Source organism: Paenibacillus bouchesdurhonensis (assembly GCF_900155685.1).
Taxonomy (GTDB): Bacteria; Bacillota; Bacilli; order Paenibacillales; family Paenibacillaceae; genus Fontibacillus; species Fontibacillus bouchesdurhonensis.
In genome coordinates this window covers 2,274,808-2,289,285 of sequence record NZ_LT732548.1, presented here as the reverse complement: position 1 = coordinate 2,289,285, position 14,478 = coordinate 2,274,808, and the positions used below count along the sequence as shown (strand labels likewise).

Sequence of the window (14,478 nt, the reverse complement as noted above, 5' to 3'; positions counted from 1 at the left end):
CATAGAGAGAGCGCGATACGCGCCCACGGCACTTATAGAAGGAGATTACACATATGGCACTTGACGGAATCGTTACGCGTTCGATTGTTCACGAGCTTCAAATTTGCGTGGGCGGACGCATCAATAAAATACATCAACCATCCGCCAGTGATATTATTTTCAATTTACGTTCGCAAGGCGGCAATCGGAGGCTTATTTTATCGGCTAACCCGACCTACCCGCGAGTACATCTTACAGAACAGTCCTTTCCTAATCCGCAGGAAGCTCCTATGTTCTGCATGCTGCTGCGAAAACACTGCGAGGGTGGCGTAATCGAAGCGATTACCCAATACGGGATGGAGCGGATTATCGCATTCGATATCAGGCAGCGTGATGAGCTTGGAGATATTTCCGTCAAGCGGATCATTGTAGAATTAATGGGGCGGCACAGCAACATCATCCTCGTCGATCCAAGTACGGAAATCCAATTTGACGGCATCCATCACGTGACCCCTTCCATTAGCAGCTATCGGGTCGTTATGCCAGGCTTTGCTTATACTAAACCGCCGGAGCAGCACAAGCTGAATCCTATCGAGGCTGGCAAGGAGGATTTCCTGTCGGCTTGGGACAAAGCTGGGGAAGAAATCAAGTCAAGCTTCTGGCTGGTTCAAGCCTACAGCGGCCTCAGTCCGCTCATCGCGGAAGAAATCTATCACCGGGCCAGTCGCATAGAAGATTCCGCTGCTGAGCACAGTGTCCAAGTATCCCCGAAGCTTGAAGACGTATGGTCGGCATTTTCTGCAATGATGCTCGATATTGCCGATCATCAATATCACCCGATGTCCGGGAGCAACAGCAAAGGTAAGCATGTCTTCTCTGCCGTATCCTTGAGCATGGTACAGGAGGAGGTTCACACATATCCTTCGATCAGCGCCTGCATGGAGGATTATTACGGGGAAAAAGCGCTGCGCGACACGGTAAAGCAAAGAACGAGCGACCTGTTGCGTTTTCTGCAAAATGAGCGCAGCAAGAACATGAAGAAGCTGACCAAGCTCCAGGAGGATCTCGTGGAAGCCGAGGACGCTGAGCGTTATCGGATTTCCGGGGAACTGCTTCTCGCCTCTCTCCATCAAATCGAGAAGGGCGATACGAAGGCGGAGCTCATCAATTATTATGATGAGGAGCAAAAGTCAATGACCGTATCACTCGACCCGCTGCTCACCCCCTCCGAAAATGCGCAGCGTTATTTCAAAAGATACAATAAATTCAAAAACAGCCTGACCATCATTGATGAGCAAATGGACATCGCACGCAAAGAAATTACTTATTTGGAAGGCTTGCTCCAGCAATTGGCTCATGCCACATTAAGCGATATCGATGAAATACGTGAGGAATTGATCCAGCAGGGCTATTTGAGAGAACGCAGTGGCAAAAACAAGAAAAAGAAAAAAAGTGATCGACCGACCCTGCATGTCTATACTTCTTCCGAAGGCATCGACATTTACGTCGGTAAAAATAATTTGCAGAACGAGTACGTGACGAACCGGCTGGCTAGCCACAATGACACCTGGCTTCACACCAAGGATATTCCGGGATCTCACGTCGTCATACGGAGCGCTTCCTACGGGGAGGCTACATTGAATGAAGCGGCCCAGCTAGCGGCTTACTTCAGCCAAGCGAAGGAATCCAGCAGCGTTCCAGTTGATTACACACTGATTAAGCATGTTCGCAAACCAAATGGCGCCAAGCCTGGTTTTGTGATTTACGAGCAGCAGCGCACACTGTTCGTCACGCCGGATGAGGCGCTGATTAAGAGCCTGCCAAATGCGGTAAAATAACGATCAAAACAAAAATCCCTCGACTCTATGTTCATAGCCCATGAACTGGTCGAGGGATTTTTTAAGCTTGTTCTACTTAAGACCCGATCGGACACGCAGCTCTTCCAATACGCAGAGCGACAGCGAGCGCGAACCGATATCCCCGTGAAATACGACGCCTTGCCTTACGCCATGGTAATCGGAGCCAGCGGTCGGCACTAAGTCGAATTGAGCCGCGATCTCCAAATAACGCTGCTCCTCGTTCGCTCCATGATCAGAGTGGTATACCTCAATTCCCACGGGCTTTCCGCTGGCGATAATTCGTCTGACCAGCTCGTCATCCCCATATAGGCCGGGGTGCGCAAGCACGGGAGCTCCACCCGCCTCTCGAATCCATTGCATCGCCTCCTCCGGCGATATCCTTGGGACGCTTGCATATGCCGGCTTCCCTTCACCGAGATAACGATCGAAGGCATCTCGCATATTGTCGGCATAGCCCTTGCGAACCAGTGCATCGGCAATATGCGGTCGGCCGATGCTCTCATCGGGGCGAAGCGGGCGGCCAAGCCCGTCCTTGATTTCTTGAAGCGTCAGCGGCATTCCCAGAGCTTGAAGCTTCTCCAGAATAAGATCATTGCGGGCTTCGCGAGTCTCCCTTAACTTCTGAAGCCTGCCAAGCAGCTTGTGATCCGCGACATCAATAAAGTAGCCCAGTACGTGAATATCGCGCCCTCCCGCTACCGTACTGATTTCAACTCCAGGAACAACTGTAATTCCATATTGCCGCCCGGCCTCCAACGCCTCTTCAATCCCCGCAACTGTATCATGATCCGTTATCGCTATGCCTGCCAAGCCTTTTTCTTTAGCCAGGCGTATATTTCCCGCTGGATCGTTCATCCCGTCGGAAGCCCGTGTGTGAGTATGCAGATCGTATAACTCTTGCAATGCCGTATCATTCATTACTCAATTCATCTCCTTAACATGATTACAGAGGAAGCTTCTGTTCGCGTAGAAAGGTTAGGAACGTAACTGCCGATACCGGAAGCAGCGTAGACTTTAAGTGAATCGAATAAAATTGCCGCTTGAACGTTACATTCTCGATTTCCAATACTTCCAGCAATCCGAGAGCCAGCTCATGTTTCACGGAGGAAGGCGATAAAAAAGTAAGTCCGAAACCCGCCTCGACCGCCGACTTCACGGCACCCGTGCTCCCGAGCTCCATTACGATATCCAGCTCGCTAAGATCTATTCCGCAGCCCTCTAATTGCTCCTCCATAACCTGCCGGGTTCCAGAGCCCTTCTCCCGCAGAACAAACGGGTAAGACAGCACTTCCTTCAGCTTCAGCTTGCCCCTGCCCGCCAACGGGTGCCCGGCAGGCACAACCAGCTTTAATTCATCCTCCATAACCGGTTCGGATATCATGTCCGGATGATGTACCGGCGCTTCAACCAAGCCGAAGTTGAGTTGGTGGCTGACAATTTCATCGATAATTTGCGTTGAATTCATTACTTTTAGCACAATCGAAATATGCGGATATTGACGTCCGAACGGCCCCAGCAGCCGTGGAAGCACATATTCGCCGATCGTGAGGCTGGAGCCGAGCAGCAGGCGTCCCTCCAGCATGGACGTGAACTGCGACATCGCCTTTTCGGTTTCGCGCATCAGTTCAATACTTTTTCGCGCATACGGATATAAAGCCTTTCCCGCTTCAGACAAATCAATACGCTTCGTCGATCTGATCAGCAGCTTCGTGCCAAAATAATCCTCCAACGATTGTATTTGCATCGTTACCGCAGGTTGTGTCATATGTAGCGCCTGAGCGGCCGCTGAGAAGCTGCCTCGCTGGGCGACGGTGTAAAAAATATGTAATTGATGATAATTTAAGGCCATCTTCGCTTCACCCCTTCTACTCCAATACCATAGCATGTCCAGGCAAACAAAAAAAGCAAACACTCTCACAGTGTCTGCTTTATCATCTTAGCTTCCTTTTCGGAGAACCAGCTGATTTTGTACTTATTTCCGCTTGCGGCTGTTCTTCATCAGCGTCATGCGCCGAGAATGCCTTAGCCAAGAATAATAGGATCTAAGATCCCGCAGTTCGATCGTCTCGGACATGCGCCCCAGAAACGTCACGATGATCATCCGGTGCATGGGTCTTCCGACCAAATCATATTCGCCAGGAATTTCAGCAAACTCGGCGACCATCACCAAATCATCATCTACCAAATAAACGTCTTCTTCATTGCGATAATAATGTTTAATCCGATCCTGCTTGAGGCATTCCCAAGCCCAGACGGCTATTTTCTCAAAGCCTTTATTCGTCCGATCTATTCTGTCGCGATACCGCATCATGGCATGGTTAGTGATCACGATATCGGAGACTCTCTTATCGCCTAAAGTTACGTGAAAAGCCTCGTAAGTTCCCCACCGCTCCGTAACCTTGTCTCTCATGACGCACACCTCATGTCTTGTAGTTGATAGGTCTTTGTGACTAAGTATATTTACCTATAATCATACATCACTTTCCATTATTCTACAAGGGAGGCCTTCATCTTAGAACTAAAATCTACTCTGGAAATCACTCCATTTTTATTTTTTTAACTAATTTGTCACTACCTAGCACCGAGATCAGCTTCTCCAGAGCAAAACCGCCTTTAGCCTGCAGTGTCAAAGCTAACGTCATCTCTTCTTCCTGACGATCCATTTCAAAGGCGAGCACAGAAACATGAAGCTCTTCCAGCCGTTTTAAAATGAGCTCAAGCGCTTCCTCCTCCTTCTCAATGACGAGAAGAAGCTTTTCGATCTTGGGAGAGGCCATCCAATTAAGACGGCCATGAAGCATAATTTGCCCTACAAAAATAAGGAGCATCACTCCGATTCCAACGAAGTACATGCCGGCGCCAACCGCCATGCCTANTTAACCCATATAAAAAGGGAAAAAAGAGCGGTGTACATCCGGCCCCAACCGGCCATGCATACCCCCGCCGTTGCCCATACTCCAGCCGCTGTTGTCAAGCCTTTTATCGTATGCTTCTGCATAAAAATCATGCCCGCCCCCAAAAAGCCTACTCCACTGACGACCCCCGCCGCGACTCTGGACGGATCCAACGATAAATTGCTCCAGCCTATTTGATCCTGGAAGCCATATTTCGAAATAATGATCATAAGAGCAGCTCCGACAGCTACGACAAAATGGGTTCGAACCCCCGCTTCCTTCATACGGCTCTTTCGTTCGAAGCCGATAATCGAACCGCAAATGCCTGCGATCAGAACCCGTAATAAAAGTTCATATTCCACCTGTCCCGCCTCCTAAAAGCTCCGCTCAACCAGCAAGTAAAAAATGATGAGCGCCCTCAGGGTCGCTCATCATTTAATCCCGCCGTCGTTCTAGTAAACTTTACACCAAACGGGCTATAAATATTCATATTTTAAAAATACCTACAGTCCATAATACTGCGTCTTATCCGGAACTTCCTTCTTATATTCCGTCTTTATTTCATTACGGTAAGATCGCTCGATCTTGCGAACATAAGACAGCTTGCGGATATTTCGCATAATGTCCTCTGCTCGCTCGGTATTTACATACATGACGACGTAATGCATCCGTCGGGATAAATAATGCACGCTCCCGTATTTCTCCAAATTTCTTGCCGCCTTCAAATCGCTTACCCAAATAATATAGCCTGTACGTTCCGGAAACATGTAATCCCTCCTATTTCGTCGCCCGTTCATAATCCTTACAAAGCAATTCATTAGTCCCTAGGCCGCCGCGGCCAGAGCCGCGGCCCCGGCCTATCCGCAGCTGCACTTCCCGCCGCTTCCGCAGCCGCCGCCAATCGGATTGAGATCATTGCTCGGCACCTTAATCGTGTCAGATACGGAATAAGCAATCATTTCCGACATTTGATGCAACAATTCATCCAGCTCTTTCTCCGCCGCCTTGAAGTTGCGTACAGCTTCGAACTGCTCGAGCTCCTTCTCGACCTCGGCTACTTTGTCTTTCGCCTCATGGTAATTGGGATGGAAGTGCCCGAAACGCTGTGTCTCCTCAAAGAGCTCTTTCTGCGCGGCAAGCTTTCTTTTGAAAACCTGAATTTCCGCGTCCTCCTCCACCCGTCTCTTCCAGAATAAATAGTCGGAAACCGCGATGGAATTGTTTATCATATCGCCTAATTCATAGGCGTATGTCAAAAGCTCGGCCATGTCGACCGTCTTCAACTCGGTTACGCTCATGAATCTCAACTCGATTCTGTATAGAATGGTCTACTCCGATTAATCCTCAAAATCGGGTTTTTAGTAGACTCCATAATAATAACATATTCAGTTTCTGAGCAGAAGGGTTTCATTGTGATTCCCTCATATCACTCATGCCCTTTGTCCATCAGGGGAAGCTGTAAACGCACGGATTCCCAGTCCTTGGGCGCCAATACAGCATCACATTCGTTCGAGTCGCGGGAAGAAAACAGCTTCCCCTTAACCCGCCAGTCCTCCCCCTCCTCCAAACGAACTGGCAAAAATTCGACCATTTCTCCGCCGATCTGCAGAGCAAGCATCGTTTGCCATTGTATCGCTTGATCTACCATTTGCCGGGTGGTGGAGGGGTGGTAGCTTCTCTTCATCTTGAGCCACATTCCAGGAATCTGCTCCAGGCCTGGAAATAGCTCATCCTGTTGAGGAATGGCATTATACGGGTGATAGGCAGCCATATTTTCTCCGTATACTAGGATGCCCCACAGTGTTTCAACCTCAGACGGAGTCTCGCCATGTTCGCTGGTCGCTGACGTCGGATTATCTAGCTTAGGAAAAAGCACCTCCCCTCTCGTCTCTTCCTTTTGCCTTCCCCATTCCTCCATTGCGGCGGCCACATTGCTCGGAATCCCTGGGGAATACCGGCGCAAGCAGCTCAGCATATCGGCCAATGAGCATCCAAGCCGAATCCCTTTAGAGACCGCTTCGCTTGTAATTCGGTAAATGCACAGGCGGTCTGTCACGCGGCTTTCAGTGAAGGCTTCCAGCTCCCAGCGAACGGAGAATGGCACCTCCGGCGGCACCATAATTTCGAAATCCGGCTGAACGTAAAAGCAGCTCCTCACTGCTCCCTCATAACTTGACTTCGAACCAGACCGTGATAATCCTCTCCCCAAGGGCAAGTTGATCCAGCGAAAAGCACGCTCGCCAGCATGATCGCATCCAAGCTCCAGCCAGCCGAATCCGCACATGGCTTCCAGCCAGCTCCACAGCCAGCTTTGCCGTGCCTCGGGGAGCTCCCGACGAAGCAGGCGTTCCTCCTGAAGCCAAGCGATCACCTGATCATACGAATACCACTCGCCTTCCAGCCAATCTGGGGATGATAGCACATGAACAAAATGCTGCAGCTCGGCCTCCGCTGGAACAAACTTTGATAAAACCCTTTGAAAAAGCACTTCATTCATCTCCGTTAAATCGCGTTTAAGCCATAAACTGAGCTCCGAAACATTCAGCCGCCATGCTTTTGAACCCTGATGAATAATTTTCAGCTCAAGCAGCATATCCAGCATGATAGCCGTTTGATCCGGGTAAATATCCTGATGAGAATAGCTGAGCGATAGCCCCGCCACATCCTCCTGCTGAAGTGCTGTTTGCTGACTTAATTTGTCTACAGCCTTTCGATGGATGACTCCTTTTGCCGTAACCGGAAGTCCGTGCCTGGCGATCCAAACGAGGCTCCGGAACAAATCCAATGCCAGCCCCCTTTTAACTTCCTTCATGAGCCTCATATCGCTGCCATTCCTCGGTGCAAGCCCTGGCCTGATCCAATATTGCTGGAGAAAACGAAGATGTTCACGTGGAATAAAGAATAAACAGTCGCCCCAGGTTTTGTATACAGAAGCTAAGTATTGCTTACGAAGGAGCTCAGGAACCGCTGCGCGTAAATCGGCAGGCGTTGTCCGCCCCTTGGCAGCCTTGGACAAATGCTCCAGCTTGAAGGGGAGTCCGGCGAACTGGCGGAAGATCAATTCAAGGGCACGACGCGCTGGCTGCGCCAGCTCCTTCAGTGCGTGATCCAAGTCATTCCAGTTCTTATTTCTGTTCCCCTTTCCCGCCAAGGGCTCGTTGCAATGGCTATAGCCGTTCAAATTCAATGCGCCTCCTTTCGGGTGACAGTCTCTAAACAGGATGCGTCATCGGAATGGATAGAGTATTCATATCCCTGCTCTACGAGAAACAGCTGCCGACGCAATGCAAAATGCTGCTCCCTGCTGTCCGCTGATACTAAGCTATAGAAATACGCGACATCTCCCGACATTTTCGGGCGCAAAATCCGACCAAGCCGCTGAGCCTCCTCCTGCCTGGAGCCGAAGCTGCCCGATATTTGCACAGCCACAGAAGCATCCGGGAGATCCACCGCAAAGTTAGCAACCTTAGACACTACGAGCACTTGAATTCGCCGTTCGCGAAAAGCCTGAAACAGCCGGACTCGCTCCTTCTGCGGCGTGCTTCCGATAATTAGCGGAGCCTGCAGGACGTCAGCCACCTGAGTCAACTGCTGCAAATATTGGCCGATGATTAAAATTTGCCGATCTTCATGCAGGTGAAGCAATTTTTGCAGCCAGACGATTTTTCGGGGATTTTCTGCCGCTATTCTGAATTTGTCGCGTCCTTGGACGGCTTCATATTTCTCCCTAAGGGAGGCGGACATCTGGATCTGAATTTCCTGACACTCAACCTGGGCAATATGACCGCGCTCTTCCAGCTCGCGCCAGGGAACCTCATACAATTTCGGCCCGATGAGCGAGAATACATCCCGCTCGCACCCGTCCTCCCGAACGAGCGTTGCCGTCAATCCCAGGCGCCTCGTCGCCTGGATCTCTGCCGTGGCACGAAATACGGGCGCCGGAAGCAAATGAACCTCATCGTAAATAATCAGCCCCCAGTCCCTTTCGTTAAACAAACTCATATGCTTGAATTCTTCCTCTTTCCTATAGCGGTGGGTCAAAATCTGATAGGTCGATACCGTGACCGGCCGTACCTGCTTCCTGTCGCCGGAATACTCCCCGACTTCCTCCCGCGATAACGTTGTCTTCTGACATATTTCAGCAATCCACTGCCGTACTGAAGTGACGTTCGAGGTTAAGATCAGCGTTTCGCACTGCAAGCGCTCAAGCGCGGCAATCCCGACTACCGTCTTCCCGGCCCCGCACGGCAGAACAATAACTCCGCTGCCCCCGATTCCTTGCTTTCCGTTCGAGTTTATCGATCCCGCAAATGCCTGAACCCCTTCCATCTGATAATCCCTTAGCGCAAAAGGCCGACCGTCGGAGAGCTGCGTTCTAAGAGCGAGCGGCAAAGTATGCCCCCTATGATAACCAGCCTCGTCGATGACCGGGTAACCAAGCCGGGCCGTCTCTTGCTTGAGCAAGCCGCGGAATACAGCCGGGAATCGAAGTCTGAAGCTGCCGTCCCGCTGCAGTCTAAATGGAGAAAGCGCGGGCTCCTTCTCCAGTTGCGATAGCAGCGATGGACTCGTGCCGCGTGCTTCAAGACAGAGCATGTCCGGCGCATCCTGAATTTTGATCAGAGCTAGTGAACCGTAACGGGATATCCATGTATGGATATCTGAGATCACTTTGCCGGGAACCTCCCATCTCGCCATATTTCGCAGCCGATCCACCACGTCATCCGCAGTCCACCCGTCTGCTGCCGCATTCCATAAAGAAAGCGGCGTAATTCGGTATGTATGAAACAAGGCCGGACTTTTAACTAGCTCCGCGAAACAAGCCAACTGCAATTTGGCTTGTTCAAATCCAGGATGCTCCTTCTCCAGAAGTACGGTTAAATCACGCTGCACGATGCAGGCTCCCGCTCCATTCATTACAAGGCCTCCTTTTTCTAAACTGTTACCAAGCTGCTTTAAGTAAAGCGCAACCTCTAAATATGCGGTATGGAAAAGAAGAAGTCCGCAAGCACTTATGCGAACTTCTTCTCTTAAATGCCCCTGTGCAAGTTGTTCAATCCATATTGAACACAGCCCGGGCTGGGAAATGGAATTAATGGACTTGATGGGAGATCTCGCTGAGCGCATCCCCTGCTTCATCGGCAAAGTTGTTGCGTACGGCCAAATCGCCGATCGATACAACGCCAATTAGCCGTTCTCCTTCAGTTACTGGCAGACGGCGAATTTGCTGCTCAGCCATCAGCTCCGCAGCGTCGTCCACAGGAGTGTCCGGGGAAGCGGCACGGATGCCTCGCGTCATCACGGTCTCCACCGAAGTGGAGCCGGGATGCTTGTCCGCAATCGCACGAATGACAAGGTCACGATCAGTAATGACGCCGATTAAGCGGCTTCCGTCCTCCACAACGGGAATGAAGCCCGTATCATGATCCTTCATTTTAACCGCGACCTCGTATATGTTGTCTTGCGGCGAAACAGTAACCACTTGATCTGTCATGATGTCTTTTACTTTTCTCATTATGCTATCCCTCCATGATATAGATTTCCTAGGAAGGAGCAATATTATGCATCACTCGGCAAATTAGTACTATTGGCAGGATTCTAGATGATTGCCGAATTTATTGCCTATCCGATTGATAGGCCTCTGCCATCGCAATCATGAGGCTCGCCGCATGAAGCATCGCCTCTTCATCGATATCAAATTTTGGATGATGGTGGGGGTAAGCAGCATTCTTCGCAGGGTTTCCGGCTCCTACAAGCATGAAGCAGCCCGGAACCCGCTGCAAATAATAAGCAAAATCTTCAGCAGGCATAATTTGCGGAGAAAGCTCCACGCCAAGCCCGGCCTCCTTCGCTGCAACGTTCTGAAATCTCTCGAATTCCTCCTGATGATTTACAAGGCTGGGATAACCGGTCATATAATCGATGGATACTCCGGCTCCATAGGCTTGTGCTGTTCCTTGCGCTAATTGCTCAATGCGATCGCGAATTGTCTTCCTCGTCTCCTCATGGAAGCAGCGAACCGTGCCTGCCAATCGGCAGGTATCGGCAATCACGTTCTGAGCCGTCCCGCCATGAATCGAGCCGATCGTAACGACCGCAGGATCGAGTGGATTGACCGAACGGCTGACGACGCTTTGCAGCTGCAGCACTAGCGCAGATCCTGCGACAACGCTGTCTACCGCAGCATGCGGCATCCCTCCGTGCCCTCCTCGTCCCGACAGCTCGATAAAAAATTCATCCGTAGAGGCCATCAGCGGCCCGGGTCTGCTGGCCGTCGTACCTACTGGAATCGGCGTCCATAAATGGACGCCGTATATGACGTCGACTCCATCCAGCGCACCAGCTTCGATCATAGATAGCGCTCCTCCGGGGCACACTTCCTCTGCCGGCTGAAAGAGAAGGCGTATTTCGCCCTGCAGCTTTTCTCTGCGAGAGCTGAAATACTCGGCCACCGCGAGCAGAGCCGAGGTATGCCCGTCATGTCCGCAAGCATGCATTACTCCTTGAACCTGTGATGCATATTCGCAGGTCTTCTCGTCTTGGATCGGCAGCGCATCCATATCAGCGCGCAGCGCAACCGTTCTTCCGGGCAGTTGGCCCTTAATCGTTCCAACGACTCCGTTCCCGCCCACGCCAACAACTGTATCAATACCTAGCTCCCTCAATACATCAGCAACATAGGCTGATGTATTCTGCTCTTGAAATGACAATTCCGGATAACGATGCAAATACCGTCTCCGTTCAACCATAGCTGGAAACAACGATTTTAGCGCTTCTTCTCTCATTGACTCCCACTTCCTTCTTTGTCAATAACGCATCTATTTAACAGCAGCAAGCCTGCCGTCAAACATTATGTATTATTGTATCAGAAATCTCGCGCGCCCAATATGGCGCAATTAACAACAAACAGCGTCCCCTCACTATTTTGAAGCGTTTCCTATGCTTGCACAAGTGGTTGAAACATAATATCATGGGAGGAGAACTTTTAAGGAGGCCTTTTACACGATGATTCTCGAAAATACCGGTTTGAACGGAATAAAAAGCGATTTGTCCTACTTGGACGAAACTGCGGAGAAAGTCGGGTTTATTCGCTGGCAATGGGAATATTACCGGGCTACATACGATTACAAAATAGAAGAAAATGATAACGAATATTTCCTTCGTATCAACACACGCGCCGTTGAGGGCAAATTGGAGCGTCCTGACACAGTTCTGGAAATTGAAGCCGTTTATATCGGACGTGCTACATTCCCGCATGGACTGGAATACGAATCGGAAATTCCAGCGTTCGTGCAGAAGACAGCCAACCTTAAGCTAACTGAACTGAAACAACTCCTAGAGGCGTAAGGATCTTGGCATGAGAGACAGCAAATCAGAGCCCAAACGCGGAGCTCCCGATTTTCAACTCCTTATTCTCACCCTGTTATTGGTTGGCTTCGGGATTGTCATGGTATTCAGCTCCAGCTCCAACATTACTTTAGTAAGTGAAAAATTTGGTTATGATTTGATGTACTTTACGAAACGTCAAATAGCTTTCGGAGGAGTCGGCATGATCCTCATGTTCATTACGATGAACATTCCTTATGACAAGTTCAAGAAGCTTTTTGTCCCTGTTTTTATTGTAACTATTATTATGCTGATGCTTGTTCCATTTTTAGCTGACGATATCTTCGGGGCAAGAAGCTGGTTTATGATCTTCGGACTCGGCGTTCAGCCTACCGAGCTGGCCAAGATTGCCACGATCCTTTATCTGGCTGCCCTGATTTCGAAGAAAGGGGATCGTTTCCGGGATTTAAGAACAGGCTATATCCCCGTGATGGTCATCGTCGGGTTCGTGGCTGGCCTCATTATGCTGCAGCCCGATTTTGGCTCATGCATGATTCTGGTAGCTACTGCCGGTCTCATTATATTTGCTGGCGGGGCAAACTTGAAGCATATTTTAGGTTCTATCGCTCTGCTTATCCTTGGCGCCAGCATCGTACTCGGCGCCGGCGCCCTCCTGGATCAGATCAATCCGAGTGAGAAGCAAGCGGGCAGCAACTATAAAGTAGGGCGAATCACATCGTTCATAAACCCTTGGGAGGATCCCCAGCATACCGGCTATAACATCATTCATTCCTTGACCGCGCTAGGACATGGCGGCTTGACGGGAGCTGGATTCGGCCAAGGCATTCAGAAGCTGCATTACCTGCCCAACTCTTATAATGACTTTATATTTTCGGTCATCGGCGAAGAATTCGGGTTTATCGGCAGCATTATTTTCTTGTTGCTATACATCTATTTTATATGGAGGGGACTGCTTGTCTCACTCCGCTGCTCCAGTACGTTCGGCTTGCTGACAGGCGTAGGCATTATGGGACTCATCGCTATTCAAGCCTTTGTTAACATCGGGGGCGTAACGCGCACGATTCCTATAACAGGGGTAACCCTGCCGTTTATAAGCTATGGCGGCTCCTCTCTGCTGGTCATGATGGGAGCGATGGGAATCGTCCTCAGCATTTCGCGCGACTCCACTCTGCCTGCGAAGCAGGAACGCACGAAATCGGTCGTTGTAAAGGAAGCTTCCCGTGAACTGGGGAATTCAAGATACGGACGCTAATCGTATACAATTACGAAAGAAGACTACGGGAATCCCGTAGTCTTCTTCTTGCTTCCAGGTTCGGTCAGATTGCCTCAAACCATCTATGTACCGATACCGCTGCATTTTTAGATTTCATCATCTTTGAATGCAACGCCCTCTACCTTCACATTGACTTCCACGGCTTTAAGTCCTGTCATGCTTTCAACCGCTTCACGAACATTTTGCTGCAGCATGCGACATACCTCGTGAATCGGTGTCTCATACAGCACAATAATACGGAGATCGATTGCCGCTTCCAACTGACCGACTTCTACGGTGACGCCCTTTTGCACGTTCTTGCCGCTTAGACGCTTCGCCCATCCCTCGGACAAGCCACCGGACATTGCTGCGATTCCCGGTGTTTCCAAGGCCGCCATCCCGGCGATTTTGGAAACGACGTCATCTGAAATTCGAATAAGCCCATTATCTAACTGTAATTGTTCGGTCATGGTCCATTCCTCCTTCAACCTCATTATTATTTATTGTAATTCCTACGCTCTTTTAAAGCAAATGGGGAGTATTCTTTTTTATCGTTTTTATTTTCCCCAAAATGGTTATATTGAATCTCACTATTTTGTCGCCGTCTCTATTATTTTTTCTTTGTAGTAAGTGCCGCAGGATCTTACGCGCATTAGTCGGCCACTTTGCAATTCATCATTTCTGCGACTCTCATCATCTTAGCTTTATGTCATATATGTGATTAAATAAAAAAGCGTACCGCGCGCGGTAATCCGCAGCTTGTACGCTTTCTGAACTATGTAAGCCTGCTTCTACTAAACAGGCTACTCTTTATTGTTCATCGCTTCGTATAACAGAGCCAAATTTCGTTCCAGCTTGTTCAAAATTTGTTTGCCTGTTGGCTCTTGAATGAGCCCGACACGAACCGCGTAGTCAACCTGTCTGGAGAAACCGTACATCTGGGTATCCAATACTTCCTCATAGAGAGGGCAGTAACGCGTAGCCAGGTTCTCCATCTGTACTTCGATCAGCTTCTGTATTTTATCTGCATCTTCCTGCAGAAGATTTAATGCTTTCAGACTCAGTTGCTCCTGCAAATCAGATGAAGTCATGTTTCTTCCCCCCTATGTCCATAAAGTCGATCACTCATCTACTCTATTCTTAATAT

General features: G+C 49.7%; 16 protein-coding genes. 3 read left to right on the top strand and 13 right to left on the bottom strand.

Features of this window, described 5'->3' with window-relative positions; all coding sequences use genetic code 11:
* The first annotated feature begins 53 nt into the window (after nt 1-53).
* Complete coding sequence (locus CZ379_RS14515) at nt 54-1,817, top strand: Rqc2 family fibronectin-binding protein (protein ID WP_110932266.1); 1,764 nt, start codon at nt 54-56, stop codon at nt 1,815-1,817.
* A 72-nt stretch (nt 1,818-1,889) separates the two neighbouring features.
* Here CZ379_RS14515 and CZ379_RS14510 read toward each other — a convergent pair whose 3' ends face one another.
* The 11 genes from CZ379_RS14510 to CZ379_RS14465 all read right to left on the bottom strand — a co-directional run bounded on the left by CZ379_RS14510 (nt 1,890) and on the right by CZ379_RS14465 (nt 11,517).
* Complete coding sequence (locus CZ379_RS14510; protein WP_110932265.1) at nt 1,890-2,756, bottom strand: PHP domain-containing protein; 867 nt, start codon at nt 2,754-2,756, stop codon at nt 1,890-1,892.
* 25 nt (nt 2,757-2,781) lie between these two features.
* On the bottom strand, nt 2,782-3,687 hold the full coding sequence (locus CZ379_RS14505) for a selenium metabolism-associated LysR family transcriptional regulator (RefSeq protein ID WP_110932264.1): 906 nt from the start codon (nt 3,685-3,687) through the stop codon (nt 2,782-2,784).
* A gap of 123 nt (nt 3,688-3,810) precedes the next feature.
* Nucleotides 3,811-4,248, bottom strand: coding sequence for a hypothetical protein (locus CZ379_RS14500; RefSeq protein ID WP_110932263.1), 438 nt, complete (start codon nt 4,246-4,248; stop codon nt 3,811-3,813).
* Nucleotides 4,249-4,375: 127 nt separating this feature from the next.
* On the bottom strand, nt 4,376-4,708 hold the full coding sequence (locus CZ379_RS26245) for an MgtC/SapB family protein (RefSeq protein WP_199925617.1): 333 nt from the start codon (nt 4,706-4,708) through the stop codon (nt 4,376-4,378).
* Between the two features lie 2 nt (nt 4,709-4,710).
* Nucleotides 4,711-5,094: an MgtC/SapB family protein gene (locus tag CZ379_RS26240; protein WP_199925616.1), complete on the bottom strand. Its 384-nt coding sequence runs from the start codon at nt 5,092-5,094 to the stop codon at nt 4,711-4,713.
* Nucleotides 5,095-5,235: 141 nt separating this feature from the next.
* Nucleotides 5,236-5,499: a YlbG family protein gene (locus CZ379_RS14490; RefSeq protein ID WP_110932262.1), complete on the bottom strand. Its 264-nt coding sequence runs from the start codon at nt 5,497-5,499 to the stop codon at nt 5,236-5,238.
* Between the two features lie 90 nt (nt 5,500-5,589).
* Nucleotides 5,590-6,030: a YlbF/YmcA family competence regulator gene (locus CZ379_RS14485; RefSeq protein ID WP_110932261.1), complete on the bottom strand. Its 441-nt coding sequence runs from the start codon at nt 6,028-6,030 to the stop codon at nt 5,590-5,592.
* A gap of 128 nt (nt 6,031-6,158) precedes the next feature.
* On the bottom strand, nt 6,159-7,913 hold the full coding sequence (locus CZ379_RS14480) for a helicase-associated domain-containing protein (RefSeq protein WP_110932260.1): 1,755 nt from the start codon (nt 7,911-7,913) through the stop codon (nt 6,159-6,161).
* A 2-nt stretch (nt 7,914-7,915) separates the two neighbouring features.
* Nucleotides 7,916-9,649 (bottom strand): DNA repair helicase XPB, encoded by a 1,734-nt coding sequence (locus CZ379_RS14475; protein ID WP_110932259.1) that lies wholly within the window; start codon nt 9,647-9,649, stop codon nt 7,916-7,918.
* Nucleotides 9,650-9,824: 175 nt separating this feature from the next.
* Complete coding sequence (locus CZ379_RS14470) at nt 9,825-10,247, bottom strand: CBS domain-containing protein (RefSeq protein WP_110932258.1); 423 nt, start codon at nt 10,245-10,247, stop codon at nt 9,825-9,827.
* A gap of 100 nt (nt 10,248-10,347) precedes the next feature.
* A complete protein-coding gene (locus CZ379_RS14465; protein WP_110932257.1) occupies nt 10,348-11,517 on the bottom strand; it encodes a M20 family metallopeptidase in 1,170 nt (389 codons plus the stop codon).
* A 220-nt stretch (nt 11,518-11,737) separates the two neighbouring features.
* On the opposite strand from CZ379_RS14465, the gene CZ379_RS14460 reads away from it, so the two are divergent.
* Entirely contained in the window at nt 11,738-12,079 is a 342-nt protein-coding gene (locus tag CZ379_RS14460; protein WP_110932256.1) for a YugN family protein, read from the top strand.
* 10 nt (nt 12,080-12,089) lie between these two features.
* Nucleotides 12,090-13,331, top strand: coding sequence for a putative lipid II flippase FtsW (gene ftsW, locus CZ379_RS14455; protein ID WP_110932255.1), 1,242 nt, complete (start codon nt 12,090-12,092; stop codon nt 13,329-13,331).
* 107 nt (nt 13,332-13,438) lie between these two features.
* On the opposite strand, the gene CZ379_RS14450 is transcribed toward ftsW, so the two are convergent.
* Nucleotides 13,439-13,801 carry an Asp23/Gls24 family envelope stress response protein gene (locus CZ379_RS14450; RefSeq protein ID WP_110932254.1) on the bottom strand — a complete coding sequence of 121 codons (363 nt, stop codon included), beginning with the start codon at nt 13,799-13,801 and terminating at the stop codon, nt 13,439-13,441.
* Between the two features lie 333 nt (nt 13,802-14,134).
* Nucleotides 14,135-14,422 carry an Fpa/YlaN family protein gene (locus CZ379_RS14445; RefSeq protein WP_110932253.1) on the bottom strand — a complete coding sequence of 96 codons (288 nt, stop codon included), beginning with the start codon at nt 14,420-14,422 and terminating at the stop codon, nt 14,135-14,137.
* Nucleotides 14,423-14,478: the final 56 nt, after the last annotated feature.

Excerpts from the sequence above, each read along its gene's own strand:
- CZ379_RS14515 (WP_110932266.1), top strand. The coding sequence starts at position 54 with ATGGCACTTGACGGAATCGTTACGCGTTCGATTGTTCACGAGCTTCAA.
- CZ379_RS14510 (WP_110932265.1), bottom strand. The coding sequence starts at position 2,756 with ATGAATGATACGGCATTGCAAGAGTTATACGATCTGCATACTCACACA.
- CZ379_RS14505 (WP_110932264.1), bottom strand. The coding sequence starts at position 3,687 with ATGGCCTTAAATTATCATCAATTACATATTTTTTACACCGTCGCCCAG.
- CZ379_RS14500 (WP_110932263.1), bottom strand. The coding sequence starts at position 4,248 with ATGAGAGACAAGGTTACGGAGCGGTGGGGAACTTACGAGGCTTTTCAC.
- CZ379_RS26245 (WP_199925617.1), bottom strand. The coding sequence starts at position 4,708 with ATGGCGGTTGGCGCCGGCATGTACTTCGTTGGAATCGGAGTGATGCTC.
- CZ379_RS14490 (WP_110932262.1), bottom strand. The coding sequence starts at position 5,499 with ATGTTTCCGGAACGTACAGGCTATATTATTTGGGTAAGCGATTTGAAG.
- CZ379_RS14485 (WP_110932261.1), bottom strand. The coding sequence starts at position 6,030 with ATGAGCGTAACCGAGTTGAAGACGGTCGACATGGCCGAGCTTTTGACA.
- CZ379_RS14475 (WP_110932259.1), bottom strand. The coding sequence starts at position 9,649 with ATGAATGGAGCGGGAGCCTGCATCGTGCAGCGTGATTTAACCGTACTT.
- CZ379_RS14470 (WP_110932258.1), bottom strand. The coding sequence starts at position 10,247 with ATGAGAAAAGTAAAAGACATCATGACAGATCAAGTGGTTACTGTTTCG.
- CZ379_RS14465 (WP_110932257.1), bottom strand. The coding sequence starts at position 11,517 with ATGAGAGAAGAAGCGCTAAAATCGTTGTTTCCAGCTATGGTTGAACGG.
- CZ379_RS14460 (WP_110932256.1), top strand. The coding sequence starts at position 11,738 with ATGATTCTCGAAAATACCGGTTTGAACGGAATAAAAAGCGATTTGTCC.
- ftsW (WP_110932255.1), top strand. The coding sequence starts at position 12,090 with ATGAGAGACAGCAAATCAGAGCCCAAACGCGGAGCTCCCGATTTTCAA.
- CZ379_RS14450 (WP_110932254.1), bottom strand. The coding sequence starts at position 13,801 with ATGACCGAACAATTACAGTTAGATAATGGGCTTATTCGAATTTCAGAT.
- CZ379_RS14445 (WP_110932253.1), bottom strand. The coding sequence starts at position 14,422 with ATGACTTCATCTGATTTGCAGGAGCAACTGAGTCTGAAAGCATTAAAT.